This is a genomic window from Enterococcus sp. LJL99, assembly GCF_054871725.1.
The window spans coordinates 185,319-200,793 of record NZ_JBTXLT010000003.1 but is presented as its reverse complement, the minus strand read 5'-3'; the positions used below and the strand labels follow the sequence as shown (position 1 = coordinate 200,793).

The window sequence follows — 15,475 nt, the reverse complement described above, 5'->3', positions numbered from 1 at the left end:
AATCCTTCTTTCGTTTTTAATCTTTCTTTTACTTTACCATACCTTGAATTTTTTTTGCGAGTAAAAGTTGATTAAATCTCAAAAAACTTCGTGGTATAATAGAAACACTAAAAGTATTTGGAGGCATACGTATGAGTTTAAAGATTGAACATTTAACTGGAGGATATGGACATATTCCCGTTTTAAAAGATATTAATTTTGAAGTAAAAGCTGGTGAAATGGTTGGCTTGATTGGGCTGAATGGTGCTGGGAAGAGTACAACAATCAAAAATATTATTGGCTTACTGACGCCGCAAAAAGGAAAAATTTCGATTGATGGAGAAACCTTAAAGCAACAACCTGAAAAGTATCGTAAAAAAATTGGTTATATTCCTGAAACGCCCTCTTTATATGAAGAATTAACGTTGCGGGAACATATTGAAATTACGGCAATGGCATATGATATTCCCGTAGAAGAGGCTTTTAAGCGTGCAGATGCGTTACTAAAAACCTTTCGTTTAGAAAATAAATTGGATTGGTTTCCAGCTAATTTCTCAAAAGGGATGAAACAAAAAGTCATGGTTTTGTGTGCTTTTTTGATTGAACCGAGTTTGTATATTATTGATGAGCCTTTTTTAGGATTAGATCCATTGGCGATTCATGCCTTATTAGAATTAATGGATACTATGCGTAAACAAGGAGCTGCGATTTTGATGTCTACACATATTTTAGCGACTGCTGAAAGATATTGTGATCGTTTTGTTGTTTTGCATGAAGGAGAAATTCGTGCAATTGGATCGATGGAAGAGTTGCGACAAGAATTTAATTTACCAGATTCTTCTTTAGATGATATTTATATTGCATTAACAAAAGAAGAAAAGGTGGGGTAACATGTCAGGATTTTACACGATTCGTCTGAACAAACACCTAAAAAAAATGATGAAATATATGCGGTATGTATTTAATGATCATTTTGTCTTAGTTTGTATTTTTCTTTTGGGTGGCTTAGGGTTTTATTATTCTCAAGTATTGAAAACCTTACCGCAACAATTTGTTTGGGGACGTCCGCTGGTTCTTTTGATTTGGTTTGCGACCTTGTTTATTGGTCGATTGGCAACATTAGCTGAGGAAGCGGATAAGGTGTTTATTTTACCCAAAGAAACAGAGATGCCGGCTTACTTGAATAAAGCGTTGGTTTATTCTCTATGGTTGCCATTCGTTGCTTGTCTTTTAATTGGCGGAATGACCATGCCATTAGTCGTGATTTCTTCGGGACTCGCTTTTTCTAGTTTCTTTTATTTTTTAGTAATGTTGCTAGGCCTTAAAGTGAGTCATTTATTTTTACAAAAATATGAGTTATATCAGATTGCAACGAGCCAATACCAACAAGTTTTTGGTTTATGGTTGGGTTCAAGTTTGCTAATCATGGGGATTAGTTTATATAGTTTTCCTCTTTTAGGGACCGCCCTTGCTTTGATTCAAGTGGGTTTATTCAAGTGGCTGCTAGCAAGAAAAGAACAATCTGTTTCATTAGATTGGGAAAAAATGATTCGTAAAGAGAAAAGTCGGATGTATCGAATTTATCAATTTATTCACTTGTTTACGGATGTTCCTGAAATATCTAGTAGTGTGAAACGACGTAAATTTGCAGATTCCCTTTTGTATAAAATAAAACGTACGACCGAAAATACGTACCTCTATCTTTATGCGCGTAGTTTTATACGAGGCTCGGAGTACAGTGGTTTGTTTCTACGATTAGTTTTAGTTGGTGGTGTGATTTTATTCTTTTTGAAAGAATTTTGGATTTCAATGGGCGTTTCACTGCTCTTTATTTATCTGATTGGTTTTCAACTAATCCCGATTTATGCTCAATTTGATTATATGGTAATGACTCAATTGTATCCTGTTTCTCAGCAGCAAAAGAAAAAAGCTGTGAGCCAGTTAGTGAGTTGGTTATTGATTATTGCGGCGATTTTATTTAGTTTGTTTGTGGTGATTGCATTACCACAAAAAGTAGACGCATTGCTTGTTGTTGTTGCCTTATTAGTAGAAGTCGTTGGATTTACCAAATTTTATATTCCTTACCGTTTAAAGAAGATGGAGGCGTAGTATGTATATTTTATGGAATAATCAAATTGTTGAGCGGGAAGATGTACGAATTGATATTGAAGATCGTGGGTATCAATATGGTGATGGACTTTATGAAGTGATTCGTGTGTATAATGGTCAGTTATTTATGGTGGAGGAGCATTTAGATCGATTATGGCGTGGAGCTGAAAAAATTCGCATGACTTTACCGTTTTCTAGAGCGGAATTGTTAGAAAATCTAAAACAGTTAGTTACTATTGAAAAGATTCCAGAAGGAAAGCTATATTTTCAAGTGACTCGCGGAATTGATGCACCAAGAAATCATGTTTTACCAGATCCTGAAAAAGTTCATGCTGTTTTAACGGGAAATATTCGTCCTTATACATTACCTGTGGATGAGATGACTATGGGGATTACGGTGGCTAAAGTTCCTGATATGCGCTGGCTACATTGTGATATTAAATCATTAAGTTTATTAGGAAACTTGCTTTCACTTGATGAAGCCAAACGTCAAGGGTTTGATGATGCAGTTCTTATTCGTGATGGGTATGTGACAGAAACTTCTGCCGCGAATTTTTGGTTAGTGAAGGATGGGACTCTTTATACACATCCCGATGGAAATTTAGTTTTACCAGGAATTACAAAGTTGAAAATTTTAAGTTTAGCAAAAGATTTAGGTATCACCGTGAAAGAAGAGGCGGTAGCAGAAGAGCTTTTAGCAACTGCGGATGAATGCTTTACTTCAAGCTCGCTAAAAGAAATCACACCCGTTGTAAAAGTCGATAATCATTTGGTTGGAGATGGTAAACCAGGCGCGATAACGAAGCAATTAATAGAGGCTTATCGGACTGCTGTGATTGAAGAATGTGGGACGACACCAATGAAATAAGAAAAAGAATGAGGGAAGAACTTGACGTTCTGCTGCTTGGGCGATAAAATGGTAACTGCTGTAACTGTTTTAAATTGTAGAAGATAGGAGATAACTTCCATGGCATTTCAGTTGGATAAGGATTGGTATTTAGAACCGATCAAAGGCGCAACTGGTCAAACATATATGGGGACACGTGCAACGGAAAGAGTATTTATTAAACGAAATACTTCTCCACTTTTGGCAGCTTTGTCTAAAGAAGGGATCGCCCCAAAACTCGTCTGGACAAAACGAACAGCGAATGGAGACATTCTAACAGCGCAACAATGGCTGGATGGTCGCGTTCTTTCATCATCGGAAATCGGTCAAAGAAATGATGTGATCGATGTTCTTTATCAGTTGCACCATTCATATATGTTGAAAAATATGTTACAAAAAATTGGTGGTCAAATTCAAACACCAGAGATGTTATTAAAAAATTACGAGGAAAGATTACCTCTTGAATTAAAACAAAATCAATATCTTTCTAGAGTGTATCAATCTTTAAAAGAGCATATTCCTGTATACTCTTCTCATAATTACACTGTGGTTCATGGCGATGTAAATCATCGAAATTGGCTGGTTTCTAATAATTATTTGTATTTAGTTGATTGGGACTCAGTGATGTTGGCTGATCCTGCATTGGATATTGGGATGATTTTGGGTCATTATGTACCTAGAGAAGATTGGAATAAATGGTTGCTTTCGTATGGTGTACAGGCAGATGAAGAAGTCTTACAGCGAATTGAATGGTATGTAATCATTAATTTTTTACAAGAGATTCTTCGTCATCAACAAGCTGGCGAAACGAGAGCAATGAATGTCGAAATTTTAAAATTAAAACAATTATTTGAGTATTAAAATAAAAGGCAAGAGTGAAGGGTTAAAGGGTGAGACAAAAGTAAAAGCGACTTTTGTTTCACCCTTTAAAATCGGACAAGCAGTGTGCAAAAGGTAGATTTTTCGGAAACGAATGAGTTGACTCTTTTATTCACTTGCTTTTTATTTTTTGAAGAAAGGACAATGACTAAACATGAGAATGAGGAAAAGACCTGGTGCAGAGGAGCTTCTAGCAAGCCATCCAGAATTAGTGGTAGATGAGCCAGAAAAATGGCAAGGGAAATGGACAAAACGATTTGGAAATGATCATCCGATTCATATTGAAATTGGTTCAGGAAAAGGGCAATTTGTTGTCGACATGGCAAAAGCGCATCCTGAAATCAACTATATTGGGATTGACATGCAAGTTAGTGTGTTGTCGCTTGCTTTAGAAAAAGCATTAGCTGAAGAGTTGCCGAACTTACAATTATTACATGTAAATGGAGAGGCCTTGACGCACTATTTTGCTGAAAATGAAATCGATCAAATTTATTTAAACTTTTCTGATCCGTGGCCAAAAACGAGACATGAAAAACGTCGTTTGACATATCGCACATTTTTAGAAACAGATGAAAAAATTCTAAAGCCAAACGGTGAAATTCATTTTAAAACCGATAATCGTGGGTTATTTGAATACTCGTTAAGTAGTTTTTCGAAATATGGGATGATTCTAGAACAAGTTTGGCTGGATTTACATGCTAGCAATTATGAAGGCAATATTATGACAGAATATGAAGCAAAATTTTCGGCAAAAGGGCAACCTATTTATCGCGTTGAAGCAAGATTTCAGGCAGAATAATGGATAGAAAATAGTAAAAATCGTACCGTGCATAGCGTATGCACGGTACGATTTTTATTTTTAAGCTTTCACCCGTTTGACATCAATAACAGTTCCTGTATAAGCATCGGCAATAAATTCATATTGAACTCTTACACCATCTTCTAAACGTGAGATACCACCAGTATACGTTTTCGAATGAATCGCAAATTTTCTTAATGGTTTTTTCTCAAATTCAATCCAAGAGCCTTCAATGGGTCCTTCGTTCAAAAAAGCTTCTTTTACATTTTCTAATACAACATCTGCCTCGATTGTTCGTTTCTTTTGATACCATAAGGTTGAAGCAATCCCACTTATGACACCTAGACTGATCCCTAAAGCTAAGCCGCCTTTAAAATAGCCTAATTCATTTTCATTATCCACTGGAAACAACCTCCGTATCTTCTAATAAATTGCCGACAATTGTTGGCTTTGTTCTTATTTTAACACATTGCATAGAAATGGGGAAAAACAATAATCGTGTTCAATTAAAATAGTTTGCGTTATAATCAACTTGATAGCCTAAAGAAAGGAATGTCCATAAAGAATTGCTAACTATAGAGGGTATAAAAGTAAAGCACACGTTGTTTTATCTTCTAAAACCAAACAAACGGTGATGCAAAAGCAGCTCTGTCAGAGCCAATCGCTTTTATCCAAGCCTCTTTAAGAAAATGGACAGGTAAGAATAATGGAAACGAAAACATTTCAACGAATCAAAGAGTTAACTGAACTACAAGGAACAAGTGGTTTTGAAGATGATGTACGTTCTTATATGAAAAAGCAGCTGACACCGCTAGTTGATGAAGTACAATATGATGGATTAGGCGGGATTTTTGGAATCAAAAAAGCAGCGAATGATGCGCCAAGAGTCATGGTAGCGGCACATATGGATGAAGTCGGCTTTATGTTGACACAAATCACTGATAATGGTCTATTTCAAGTAGTACAATTGGGGGGATGGAATCCTTACGTGGTTTCTTCACAACGTTTTACATTAAAAACGAAAAAAGGGAATTATCCGTGTATTTCTTCTTCGGTTTCTCCCCACTTACTACGAGGAAAAGGGAATCAAAAACCGTTAGAAGTTAGTGATATTTTATTTGATGCAGGCTTTGAATCTAAAGAAGAGGCCTATGCTTATGGTGTACGACCAGGAGATAGTATCGTTCCTTTAGTTGAAACAATCAAAACAGCAAACGGTAAAAATATCATTAGTAAATCTTGGGATAATCGTTACGGTTGTGCGGTGGTATTAGAAGCGTTAGAAGCACTACAAAATGAATCATTAGGTCATACCTTGATTGCAGGTGCCAATGTGCAAGAAGAAGTTGGTTTACGCGGAGCAAAACCTTCTGTGCATAAATTTAAACCAGATTTGTTTTTTGCGGTGGATTGTTCAGCGGCAGACGATCTTAAAACGAAAAAAGGCACATACGGTCATTTAGGGGAAGGAACGTTATTGCGTATTTATGATCCTGGAATGATCACTTTACCTCGTGTTCGTGAATACCTTTTGGATATTGCTGAAACACATAATATCCCGTATCAATATTTTGTTTCCAAAGGTGGAACGGATGCTGGAGCAGCTCATACAACGAATAATGGAGTGCCAAGTACGGTGATTGGTGTCTGTGCCAGATATATTCATACCCATCAAACGATGTTCAGTATCAGTGATTTTGAAGCAGCACGTGAAATGCTGATTCAAGTTTTAAAAGGGTTAGATAAAACAACAGTCAATACAATTATTTATGGAAAGTAGGAAGCTAAATGATTAAACCGACTTCACTTGAAGAAATTGCAACGTATGTTGAAACAGAAAAAACAGTTTTCTTTTTTACGGCAGATTGGTGCGGTGATTGCCGTTTTATTCATCCTGTTATGCCAGAAATTGAGCAAGAATTTCCTGAATTTCGTTTTGTCGAAATCGATCGAGACCAATTTATTGATTTGGCATCTACTTGGAATATTTTTGGAATTCCGAGTTTTGTTGTAACAGAAAATGGGAAAGAACTTGGTCGTTTAGTGAATAAAAATCGCAAGACGAAGGAAGAAATCAGTCAGTTTTTAAGTGGCTTAACCAAGTAGGACTAGGTGTAATTTTTACATTTGAATAGAGTAAAAGCAAAGCTGGACTTTACAAAAAAATAAGTAGTATTTTGCGTGAAGTTCAGTTTGTTCTTTAATAGAGAGTGTAAATTACGTTAAATCAAACTATTTTTAGGAGATGAGTCAAATGATTGAACATGCATATCAAACAATTTTAGTTGGAATAGATGGTAGTGAGCAAGCGAAGGCGGCGTTTGAAAAAGCGCTTAATGTAGCGAAAAGAAATCAAGGACAACTTATTGTGACCCATGTGATTGAAGGTCAGATGTACAATACGTTGATGGGTTTTTCTTCATTGAATAATGAGTTGATTGATCAAGAAAAAGCCGATGCACAAAATCTGTTGGATTCATGCAAACTTGCGGCTAAACAGGCAGGTGTCGAGAAAATTGAGACCGTTTTGACTTATGGTGTCGCGAAAGAGGTAATTGCGAAAGAATTGCCAGCGAAATATGCCGTTGATTTGATTATGGTAGGACAGTCAGGATTGAATGCAGTAGAGCGAATGGTGATTGGAAGTGTTAGTAGCTATATTATTCGTCATGCACCTTGTGATGTCTTGATTATTCGTCCAGAAGCGGAATAGAGGCTTGAATAAGTTAAGAAATTAACGAAATTTTTGGGTCATTTTTGAGTTAACTAAAGAAATACCATGCATCTTCGCTCTTTTTTTGTTAAGATAGGACAGGAGATGAACGAGGAGGTAGGAAAATGATTTTTTCATATAATAAAGAACATATTGGTGATGTACTATTAATCATCGTAGCTAACGATAAAGGGCAAGAAAATAAAGCAGAACGAAAAGGCAATGTGACCTGTGTGAAGGTTAAAGAAACAGATCAAGTGGTTGCTTGGAATCTTTTCGATGCGTCAGCTCTTTTAGGTGAAATCGAAGGACAAGGACAAGTCGTTTTATCAGATGAACAATTGGCTAAAGTCAATCAAGCAATCATAGATGCGGGTTTTTCGGATACATTGACTGTTGATAACAGCCCTAAAATCGTTGTTGGTTTTGTTAAGTCGTGCAAGGCACATCCAGATTCAGATCATCTTTCAATTACGCAAACACAAGTAGACGAAGAGGAAGTATTACAAATCGTCTGTGGCGCACCAAACATCAAGGCGGGTCAAAAAGTAGTGGTTGCCAAACCTGGTGCAATGATGCCGGATGGCTTGATGATTTGGCCTGGTGTTTTACGCGGAGAAGAAAGCTTTGGTATGATTTGTTCTGCAAAAGAATTACGATTAGCCAATGCGCCTGAGAAAAAAGGAATTCTGGAATTACCTTTTGATGCAGTTGTAGGTGAAGCCTTTTCTGTAGGAAAATAAAAAAGAATATCTTGATTCTGTTGAATGCTTAGAAATACTTAAAAAAGATGTTGATCTAATTTTTGTATTTTAAATTAAATGATTGAACAGGGTCAGGATTTTTTATTTAAACATAAGCAGGAGTATCATTATAAAATGAACAGCTAAATCAAGAATGGAGAGGGTAAAAATGAAGTGGCGCAAAATAATGGTTTTTTTTGTAGTTAGTTTTATATTTTTAGTTGGGTGTACAGCAAATCGTTCAAAAGAAGTAACTAAAACGGAAAAAACGATTTCTGAGGAACAAATTACAACGAATCCATTACCGGCAATTTATCAAACAGCTGAGGAACAAGCGAGAGCCTTAGAAAAGTTTCCAGTATTATATAAAAGTACGATTGAAGCGCATAAAGACGAAACAGATTTTGGGATGTATGTGATTCCAGGATTATTGGAGACGATTTCCTTAGTAGATGACACCTCTCATAAGCCATCTATTTGTGATTCTATGACTCCACAAGGTGTAACTGCGACAGATGATTATTTATTAATTTCTTCTTATTGTAACGATCACGAACATAATTCGGTAATCTATGTATTAGATAAAGAATCACGCGAATATATGAAAACGATTGTGTTACAAGGTCAGCCTCATGTAGGAGGCGTTACGTATGATCCAATTGCTGAAAATATTTGGGTCTGCAGTCGCTATGATGATCGAGCTGAAATTGTGGCGTTTCCTTTAGCACAGTTAGAGGCTTATGATTTTGAAGTAGATCACGAACCGATTGAGTATACACAGCAAGTTGAACTACCTCAATTGAGCCGTGCATCTGTGATTACGTATCACGATAGCACTATTTATGTGGGCTATTTTGATCCGCAACAAGAAGGTCGCTTAGAAGCCTATCCGTTAGATGAAAATGGACAAGCGACAGGGCAACCAGCGTTTGAACATAGCGTTCGAACAACCATCGATTTAGATAAAAGTGATACCAGCGATGAGGTGGTTCGCGAATTGCAAGGAATCACTTTTTATAAAGATAAAATGCTGATTACTCAATCTTATGGTGCGATGTCTGATTCGAAATTGTTGATTTTTGATTATAACAAACAGCAAACGGAGTTTTTAGATAAACAGGTCGACAAAATAATCGAGCTACCAGCTCATGCGGAACAACTATCAGAGAAAGATGGCAAAATTTACTTGATTTTTGAATCTGCGGCTAAACCGTATCGTTTAGTTGAAAAAACATGGGTTGATCGGGTGCTAGAACTTGATTATCATAAGCTGATTGATTGATAAAAAAAGAGTAAACTAATCAAAAGGTTTCCCGATTAGTTTACTCTTTTTAGTTATTGTTCAATTAAGTAGTGAATGTTAATTATGGATTTGTTGAATTGTTTGAGTTATTAGAACTTGATTTAAGTGCAGATTGGTCGATTGTTAATTCAACTTTAGCTGTTTGTTCTTTTCCGTCTCTATAGAAAGTAACTTCCATAGTATCGCCAACTTTTTTCTTGAATAGCTCATTTTGTAAATCAGTTACAGATGAAACTTCATTGCCATCGATTTTTGTAATTACATCCATTTTTTCTAAACCAGCTTTTTCAGCAGGAGTCGCAGTTTGAACAGATGCAATCATCACACCACCAGTTACTGTGTCAGGTAACTTTAAAATTTGTTCTCTTTGTTGAGTTGTTATTTCAGAAATATCTTTCATCGAAACACCTAAAGCTGGGCGAGTGACTTTTCCATCTTTTTCTAATTGATTAATAATTGTCACAACATCGTTACTAGGAATTGCAAAGCCCATCCCTTCAACGCTTACTTGGCTATTTGATTGAACGATTTTAACAGAGTTGATTCCAATGACTTGCCCTTCGATATTGACTAACGGACCACCAGAATTACCAGGGTTAATTGCAGCATCTGTTTGAATCGCATTGATGTTGATTGGTTGACCATTGTTTTCATTTTGGATGTTTCTATTTAAAGAAGAAATAATCCCTTGCGTTACAGAATTTGCATATTCAGAGCCTAATGGAGAGCCGATTGCAAGTGCTGGTTCACCGATTTTTAATTTATCTGAATCGCCAAATTCAGCAACTGATTCTACTTTATCTGAAGCAATTTTAATAACTGCTAAATCGGTATAGCTATCAGTTCCTACTAATTCTCCCTTGACCTTAGTGCCATCTGGTAAAAGGACTTCTAGGCCTTCAGCACCATCTACCACATGGTTGTTTGTCACAACATAAGCCGTATTGCCGTCTTTCTTATAAATAACTCCGCTTCCTTCACTAGCTGCCTCTAGTTCACCAGTACTTGAACTATCGTTTCCACCTTCATCAAAAGCACCACCAAAAATATTGTTATAGTCACTCGTTTGACTAGCACGTTGCAAATTGATAACTGAAACAACAGAACTACCTACTTTATCTACCGCTTTAGAAACATCACTGTTTACATCGTAGCTTACATTACTGACTTTAGTATCACCTGAGTTATTTTTTACAGTTGATTGTGTGGTTGAAGGAGTTGAGTTAGAAGAAAACATATTTCCTCCGCCGACTGCATATGCTCCACCAAAAATTAGTGCCCCACCAACGAGGCCTCCTAATAGACCAGTACCGAATTTTTTAACAAAACTATTTTTCGTATTATTTGAATCAGGTGTAACATCTTTTCTATTATTCATTTAAGAACCTCCTATATTTTCAAAAAGTATTTTTATAATTTAAGTATAGTCTGTTAAGACAACTTTAGTCTACAGAAGAGCTTTGAATTTTTTATGAACAACTTAAGTAAAATTACAGATGTAATTAATGAATAATTTAGAAGATGAGTTACTTATACACAAGAAAATGTGAAAAACTTTAGAAGATTAAGAGGAAAAGTAGGTTGAAAAGTTATCCACAGAATGTGGATAATGTGGAAAAAAAGATGGGAATATGTGTTTGTATGTAAAAATACTGGTAAATAAACCATTTTAGCTCCTCTACCTGTGGATAAGTCTGTGTATATGTGCATAACTTTGTGGGAAAGTATGTGGAAGAGAAAAACAGTTCATGGTAAAATTGTTGAAAAGCCTAAAAGTAAAAGAGGATTTAGTAGATGAAGATAAAAATTATCACAGTAGGAAAGCTAAAAGAAAAGTATCTAGTTCTAGGAATCAATGAATATTTAAAACGATTAAAAGCATATGCGAAGGTAGAAATCATCGAAGTACCAGATGAAAAAGCGCCAGAAAACCTAAGTTTAGCTGAAATGGAGCAAGTAAAGGAAAAAGAAGGAAAACGTATTTTAGCCCAAATTGCTGAAAACGAATATGTTTTCGCCTTAGCAATAGAAGGAAAAGAATTAACCAGTGAGGCATTCTCCAAAGAAATTGAACAATTAGGAATTGATGGGAAAAGTAATATTAGTTTTGTGATTGGTGGTTCGCTAGGCTTGAGTGAGAAAGTTATTCACAGAAGTCAAAAACAACTTTCGTTTGGGCGGATGACTTATCCACATCAATTGATGAAGTTGATTTTGGTGGAACAGATTTATCGCGGATTTCGGATTATGCGGGGGGAACCATATCATAAATGAGAACATAAATAAAATAAACCATACTCAACGGATTGTGAATGGTTTATTTGTATTAAAAGAATGAATCATAGTTAATATGTCTTTTACAATTTTGCTTTATCAATCCTCAATTTATTCATCCTATTCTACTTTATAGGTGCATTCGAAACCTGCTTTAGTAATTGAAGTAGGTTCTTTTCAAAAAAGTTGTCCATGAAACCAGTGGGATCAGAGATATAGTTGAAAAATTTTAAACCTGAACAATGCCTAGTTGAATACCACGCACAATTGCAGCTACGGTTGAATTGACATAGAATTTTTCGTTAATTGTCTGTATATGATTATTGACTGTTCGACGACTTATATAAAGCTGATTAGCAATTTCTTGCTGTTTCATTCCTTTGGCTGCAAGCTGAAGGACTTCTTTTTCTCTATTGGTTAATGGCTCACTTTCTTGTTCATATTTTGGAAAAATTGTTGCTCCACCCAGTACAAGATTGATTTTGGCTAGTAAGTCATTTAGAGAAACATTTTTATTTATAAATCCTTTAGCCCCCATTTTGATGGCTTCGTTATGATACTCCAAAAGGTCATAGCCTGAAAGGAAAACAATTTTTAATTCTGGAAAAGTCACGAGCAACTCTCTAGACACATGCAGTCCGTTGAACTCCCCCATATGAATGTCCATCAACAGCATATCAGGTTTTTTTTCAGAAACAATCTGAACGATATTTTCCGGAGAGACATAGGTTTCAAAGCTTGTGATTTGATCTTTGAGAGAAATTTCAAGACTTTTTGCAAACAACTCATGATCGTCAAATAAAATAATCTTCATTATTGTTCCTCACTTTCAATAGATAATTCAATTTGAAAGGAAGCGCCTTTTTCTCGATTGCCATCTATTAAGAAGTTTCCATTCAAATGATTGATTTCTTGCTTTATCGATAATAGGCCAATACTTGTATTGTCCTTTTTCTCCAAGTAGTCAACTAGGTTTATTCCAATACCATCGTCTTCAACACGAATCAATAAAATGTTATCTTGCTGTATTTTTGCAGTAAGTCTAATTGTTTTAGGTCGAGCATGTTTTAAAGCATTGTATAGTAATTCTTTTATTGTTCTGAAAAGTGGAAATTTGAGATAGGTTGGAATATACAGCTCAGTGTCCATATCCAACTCAATCGCAAGCTCCTTCTTTGCCAATGGGCTACTTTTCATTTTTTCACATAGAATAGAAATACTGTGATAAAAGCTTAAATCGATTAGGGTTGATGGATAGATATCAAACATTTTTTCTCTAATGGATTTATTCAAGGTTTGAAATGTTTCAAGAATTAACTGTTTTTCTTTTTCTTGCGTAGTCTTCAGCATTTCAGTTAAGTTTTTCAAGGCAAGAATATTTTGCAGGACATCGTCATGCAGATACAAGGACAGTGATCTCCTCATTTCATCACTCTTAATTAAGAAATTCAAGTTGAAATGTTCATCATAACTTGTATTTGGAAGTGATGCGTATTGCGTTTGCGCTTGATGAAGGATTTCAGTTGTCTTAAATATTTCACTGATGGTTCGCGATAAAAGTGTCATTTTTTCCACATCCTCTTTAGAAAAAGGGTGACCATCACTTTTGTTTCCCGTGATGAGCCAACCACATAGGTTATTCTCATAAATCAATGGGAAATTCAAGTAATTTTGTCCTTCTATTTCAATCGTGTGAAAGACAGTTTCCAATTGCTGAAGCAGTTTTTTTGTAAGAGTTATTTCTTCAAAAATACCCGTTTGGTTTAATGCAAAGCTATGCTGGTTTTCTTTCCAAATGATCATTGAGCCATCTAATACAATAGTCTTTTCAATCAATTGGTGCACAAAATGATTGAGAGAGTTCAGGTAATCATCATAAGTAATCTTTTGGAGAATTTCCAGACGTTCTTTTTCGAAGGTTTGCTTGACAGAATTAATAAAACGAATTTGTTTTTGAATGATATATCTCTGATAGTAGCGGTACAGATAGATTAAAAGGTACAAAAAAATCAATAAAGTAAAGGTATCAACCAAATTTATTTTGATGAACGAAAGACAAAACCAGATAAATATACTGTTTATTAGGAAAAAGAAAAGAATAGATACTAGAAGCAAGCTGTAGTTTCTTTCTATGTGCAGCTTATTTTTCTTTAAGTAAACATACGCAACAGCGATTGGAAAACTGATAAAGCTATAAAAAGAAAGGTAGATAAGTGTTGAGCTGGTGGAAAAAAATCTAAGTAAAATAAATGGTGCTAAGGCAATGATAATAGAACTGAGAAGATGTTTTTGGTATTCCCGCAAAAAAGAACGCTGAGATGTTTTATTTATGAATGACAGCATTACACAGAGTGAAATAGTTACAAAAAGTAGGGCGAAAAGGCTATAACTAAATACTGGTATAAAAGTGAGCAACAGTCCACTTGTGATCAATGCTGCTACTAGTTGAACAACAAGTAATGGTTTATAAAGCTTTCCTTTATCGAGTTTGGCGAAATAGGCAAAAAAAACATAAAGTAAAACAGTATCAAGACACATAAAAATTCTTGCAAGCGAGATAAAAAGACGGTTGTCACTATGCAAAAGAATAAGAATCCAACCAGTCACTATCATCGTAAGTAAGAAGGTTAGAGAATCTTTCTTTTTTTCGGAAAAAAGATAAACAATTGTACCAATGAGAAGCAAAAAACTGCTGTAAATCAGGTCAAAAGGAAAAGAAAGATACAGCTCAGAATCTTGAAAAACAATCGTTGCTTGAATAAGCAATAGCAGATTCAAAGGTATGTAATGAATGATGTTTATTTTGTTTATTCTAGTCAGCATTGGATTCTCCTAAATTTATATAGTTAAGGAATGACATGATTTGTTCTGATTTTTCTGGAAATTCATTAGTTAAGGATGCTAAAATATCATTTTGGTGAAGAGTGAGTATCAAAATGGAGTAATCAAGAGTGCCACTTTCATCTAATTTATTCATCAGTTCTTGTTTGAATGTGGTAGATGGCTCATTGTTTATCAAAAAGGAAAGATTGGATTTCGGATTACTTTCAACAAATTTAATTAGCGGAAATGTAGCTTTTAGCGCTGATATATCTGAGGAATCAGACTTTATCAAGCCATGGATGTCATTTTTTATTTGAACAGCAGTTCCTATTTTTTTTAGTAGCGGATGCCAAAATTCTTTTTCCTTTTCCGACAAAGGCAGACAGCTTAGAACGAAAAGAAAGAAGTCAGTAGACTTTTTAATAATTGAATCAAAATAATCCTTTTCAGAGATATCTTCTTTTAGCGTCAAGGTTAAATCGTAAAATTCGCCCTCCAACGCTTGCTGTAAAAAAGACAAAGCTTCTGACGATGCGTAATTGCTGGATAAGTTAGACAACGAATGAGTCAACAGATCAACACAAAGAAGTAAGCTGAGTTTTGGACCTATTTCTTGGACCAAGGGATTGTCATCATCTATTAAATCATCAAGAATCCTAGTAGCAATTCCTAATAAATCGAGTGAAATCAGTAAATCTTCATCTGGAAAGTCCCGGTGTGGATAGAGTGCAAATAAATGACAACAGAAAGTGGACCAACTAAATTTTTTTAATTGATCCAAAATACATAATTTATCTAAAATAGCTGTTTCCAAGTTCCTATCATATTTTTTTAGGAACTCTTTATTGATAATTGATTGATAGAGAGTTTCTATTTCTATTTTTTTCATAATATTTAAGCAACTTTTCTTTTTGTTTAATTATACAGTAATAATAAGTTGTTGGATAGAGGTTGATTGAAAATAGAT

16 protein-coding genes are annotated in these 15,475 nt (G+C 35.1%); 11 read left to right on the top strand and 5 right to left on the bottom strand.

Annotated features, from left to right (window positions below; all coding sequences use genetic code 11):
- Window positions 1-131: 131 nt before the first annotated feature.
- From ACYSNW_RS06250 to trmB, 5 genes are all read left to right on the top strand, one after another.
- The gene (locus tag ACYSNW_RS06250; protein ID WP_461743625.1) at window positions 132-869 is read left to right on the top strand and encodes an ABC transporter ATP-binding protein; all 738 of its coding nucleotides are present in this window, start codon (window positions 132-134) and stop codon (window positions 867-869) included.
- A gap of 1 nt (window position 870) precedes the next feature.
- Complete coding sequence (locus ACYSNW_RS06245; RefSeq protein WP_461743624.1) at window positions 871-2,088, top strand: ABC transporter permease; 1,218 nt, start codon at window positions 871-873, stop codon at window positions 2,086-2,088.
- A gap of 1 nt (window position 2,089) precedes the next feature.
- Window positions 2,090-2,956, top strand: a complete 867-nt coding sequence (gene dat, locus ACYSNW_RS06240; protein WP_461743623.1) for a D-amino-acid transaminase — start codon at window positions 2,090-2,092, stop codon at window positions 2,954-2,956.
- 99 nt (window positions 2,957-3,055) lie between these two features.
- Window positions 3,056-3,835: a phosphotransferase gene (locus ACYSNW_RS06235; protein ID WP_461743622.1), complete on the top strand. Its 780-nt coding sequence runs from the start codon at window positions 3,056-3,058 to the stop codon at window positions 3,833-3,835.
- A gap of 172 nt (window positions 3,836-4,007) precedes the next feature.
- Window positions 4,008-4,652, top strand: coding sequence for a tRNA (guanosine(46)-N7)-methyltransferase TrmB (gene trmB, locus ACYSNW_RS06230; RefSeq protein ID WP_461743621.1), 645 nt, complete (start codon window positions 4,008-4,010; stop codon window positions 4,650-4,652).
- A 60-nt stretch (window positions 4,653-4,712) separates the two neighbouring features.
- On the opposite strand, the gene ACYSNW_RS06225 is transcribed toward trmB, so the two are convergent.
- Window positions 4,713-5,054: a PepSY domain-containing protein gene (locus tag ACYSNW_RS06225; RefSeq protein ID WP_461743620.1), complete on the bottom strand. Its 342-nt coding sequence runs from the start codon at window positions 5,052-5,054 to the stop codon at window positions 4,713-4,715.
- Between the two features lie 304 nt (window positions 5,055-5,358).
- On the opposite strand from ACYSNW_RS06225, the gene pepA reads away from it, so the two are divergent.
- The 5 genes from pepA (at window position 5,359) to ACYSNW_RS06200 (ending at window position 9,390) form a co-directional block, all read left to right on the top strand.
- The gene (gene pepA / locus ACYSNW_RS06220) at window positions 5,359-6,432 is read left to right on the top strand and encodes a glutamyl aminopeptidase (protein ID WP_461743619.1); all 1,074 of its coding nucleotides are present in this window, start codon (window positions 5,359-5,361) and stop codon (window positions 6,430-6,432) included.
- 8 nt (window positions 6,433-6,440) lie between these two features.
- Window positions 6,441-6,758 (top strand): thioredoxin family protein, encoded by a 318-nt coding sequence (locus ACYSNW_RS06215; protein ID WP_461743618.1) that lies wholly within the window; start codon window positions 6,441-6,443, stop codon window positions 6,756-6,758.
- Window positions 6,759-6,906: 148 nt separating this feature from the next.
- On the top strand, window positions 6,907-7,365 hold the full coding sequence (locus tag ACYSNW_RS06210; RefSeq protein WP_461743617.1) for a universal stress protein: 459 nt from the start codon (window positions 6,907-6,909) through the stop codon (window positions 7,363-7,365).
- Between the two features lie 125 nt (window positions 7,366-7,490).
- Window positions 7,491-8,108, top strand: coding sequence for a YtpR family tRNA-binding protein (ytpR, locus tag ACYSNW_RS06205; protein WP_461743616.1), 618 nt, complete (start codon window positions 7,491-7,493; stop codon window positions 8,106-8,108).
- Between the two features lie 169 nt (window positions 8,109-8,277).
- Window positions 8,278-9,390 carry a YncE family protein gene (locus ACYSNW_RS06200; RefSeq protein ID WP_461743615.1) on the top strand — a complete coding sequence of 371 codons (1,113 nt, stop codon included), beginning with the start codon at window positions 8,278-8,280 and terminating at the stop codon, window positions 9,388-9,390.
- A gap of 82 nt (window positions 9,391-9,472) precedes the next feature.
- Here ACYSNW_RS06200 and ACYSNW_RS06195 read toward each other — a convergent pair whose 3' ends face one another.
- Window positions 9,473-10,789 carry a S1C family serine protease gene (locus tag ACYSNW_RS06195; RefSeq protein ID WP_461743614.1) on the bottom strand — a complete coding sequence of 439 codons (1,317 nt, stop codon included), beginning with the start codon at window positions 10,787-10,789 and terminating at the stop codon, window positions 9,473-9,475.
- Window positions 10,790-11,205: 416 nt separating this feature from the next.
- Between ACYSNW_RS06195 and rlmH the strand changes: the two genes are divergently transcribed.
- Complete coding sequence (gene rlmH / locus ACYSNW_RS06190) at window positions 11,206-11,685, top strand: 23S rRNA (pseudouridine(1915)-N(3))-methyltransferase RlmH (protein WP_461743613.1); 480 nt, start codon at window positions 11,206-11,208, stop codon at window positions 11,683-11,685.
- A 229-nt stretch (window positions 11,686-11,914) separates the two neighbouring features.
- Here the strand turns inward: rlmH and ACYSNW_RS06185 are convergent, their stop codons facing one another.
- The 3 genes from ACYSNW_RS06185 to ACYSNW_RS06175 are packed head-to-tail and all read right to left on the bottom strand — an operon-like array spanning window position 11,915 to window position 15,397.
- A complete protein-coding gene (locus ACYSNW_RS06185; protein ID WP_461743612.1) occupies window positions 11,915-12,499 on the bottom strand; it encodes a response regulator transcription factor in 585 nt (194 codons plus the stop codon).
- Window positions 12,499-14,451 (bottom strand): sensor histidine kinase, encoded by a 1,953-nt coding sequence (locus tag ACYSNW_RS06180; RefSeq protein WP_461743611.1) that lies wholly within the window; start codon window positions 14,449-14,451, stop codon window positions 12,499-12,501. Before ACYSNW_RS06180 ends, ACYSNW_RS06185 begins: the two co-directional genes overlap by 1 nt.
- A 46-nt stretch (window positions 14,452-14,497) precedes the next feature.
- Window positions 14,498-15,397, bottom strand: a complete 900-nt coding sequence (locus tag ACYSNW_RS06175) for a polyprenyl synthetase family protein (protein WP_461743609.1) — start codon at window positions 15,395-15,397, stop codon at window positions 14,498-14,500.
- Window positions 15,398-15,475: the final 78 nt, after the last annotated feature.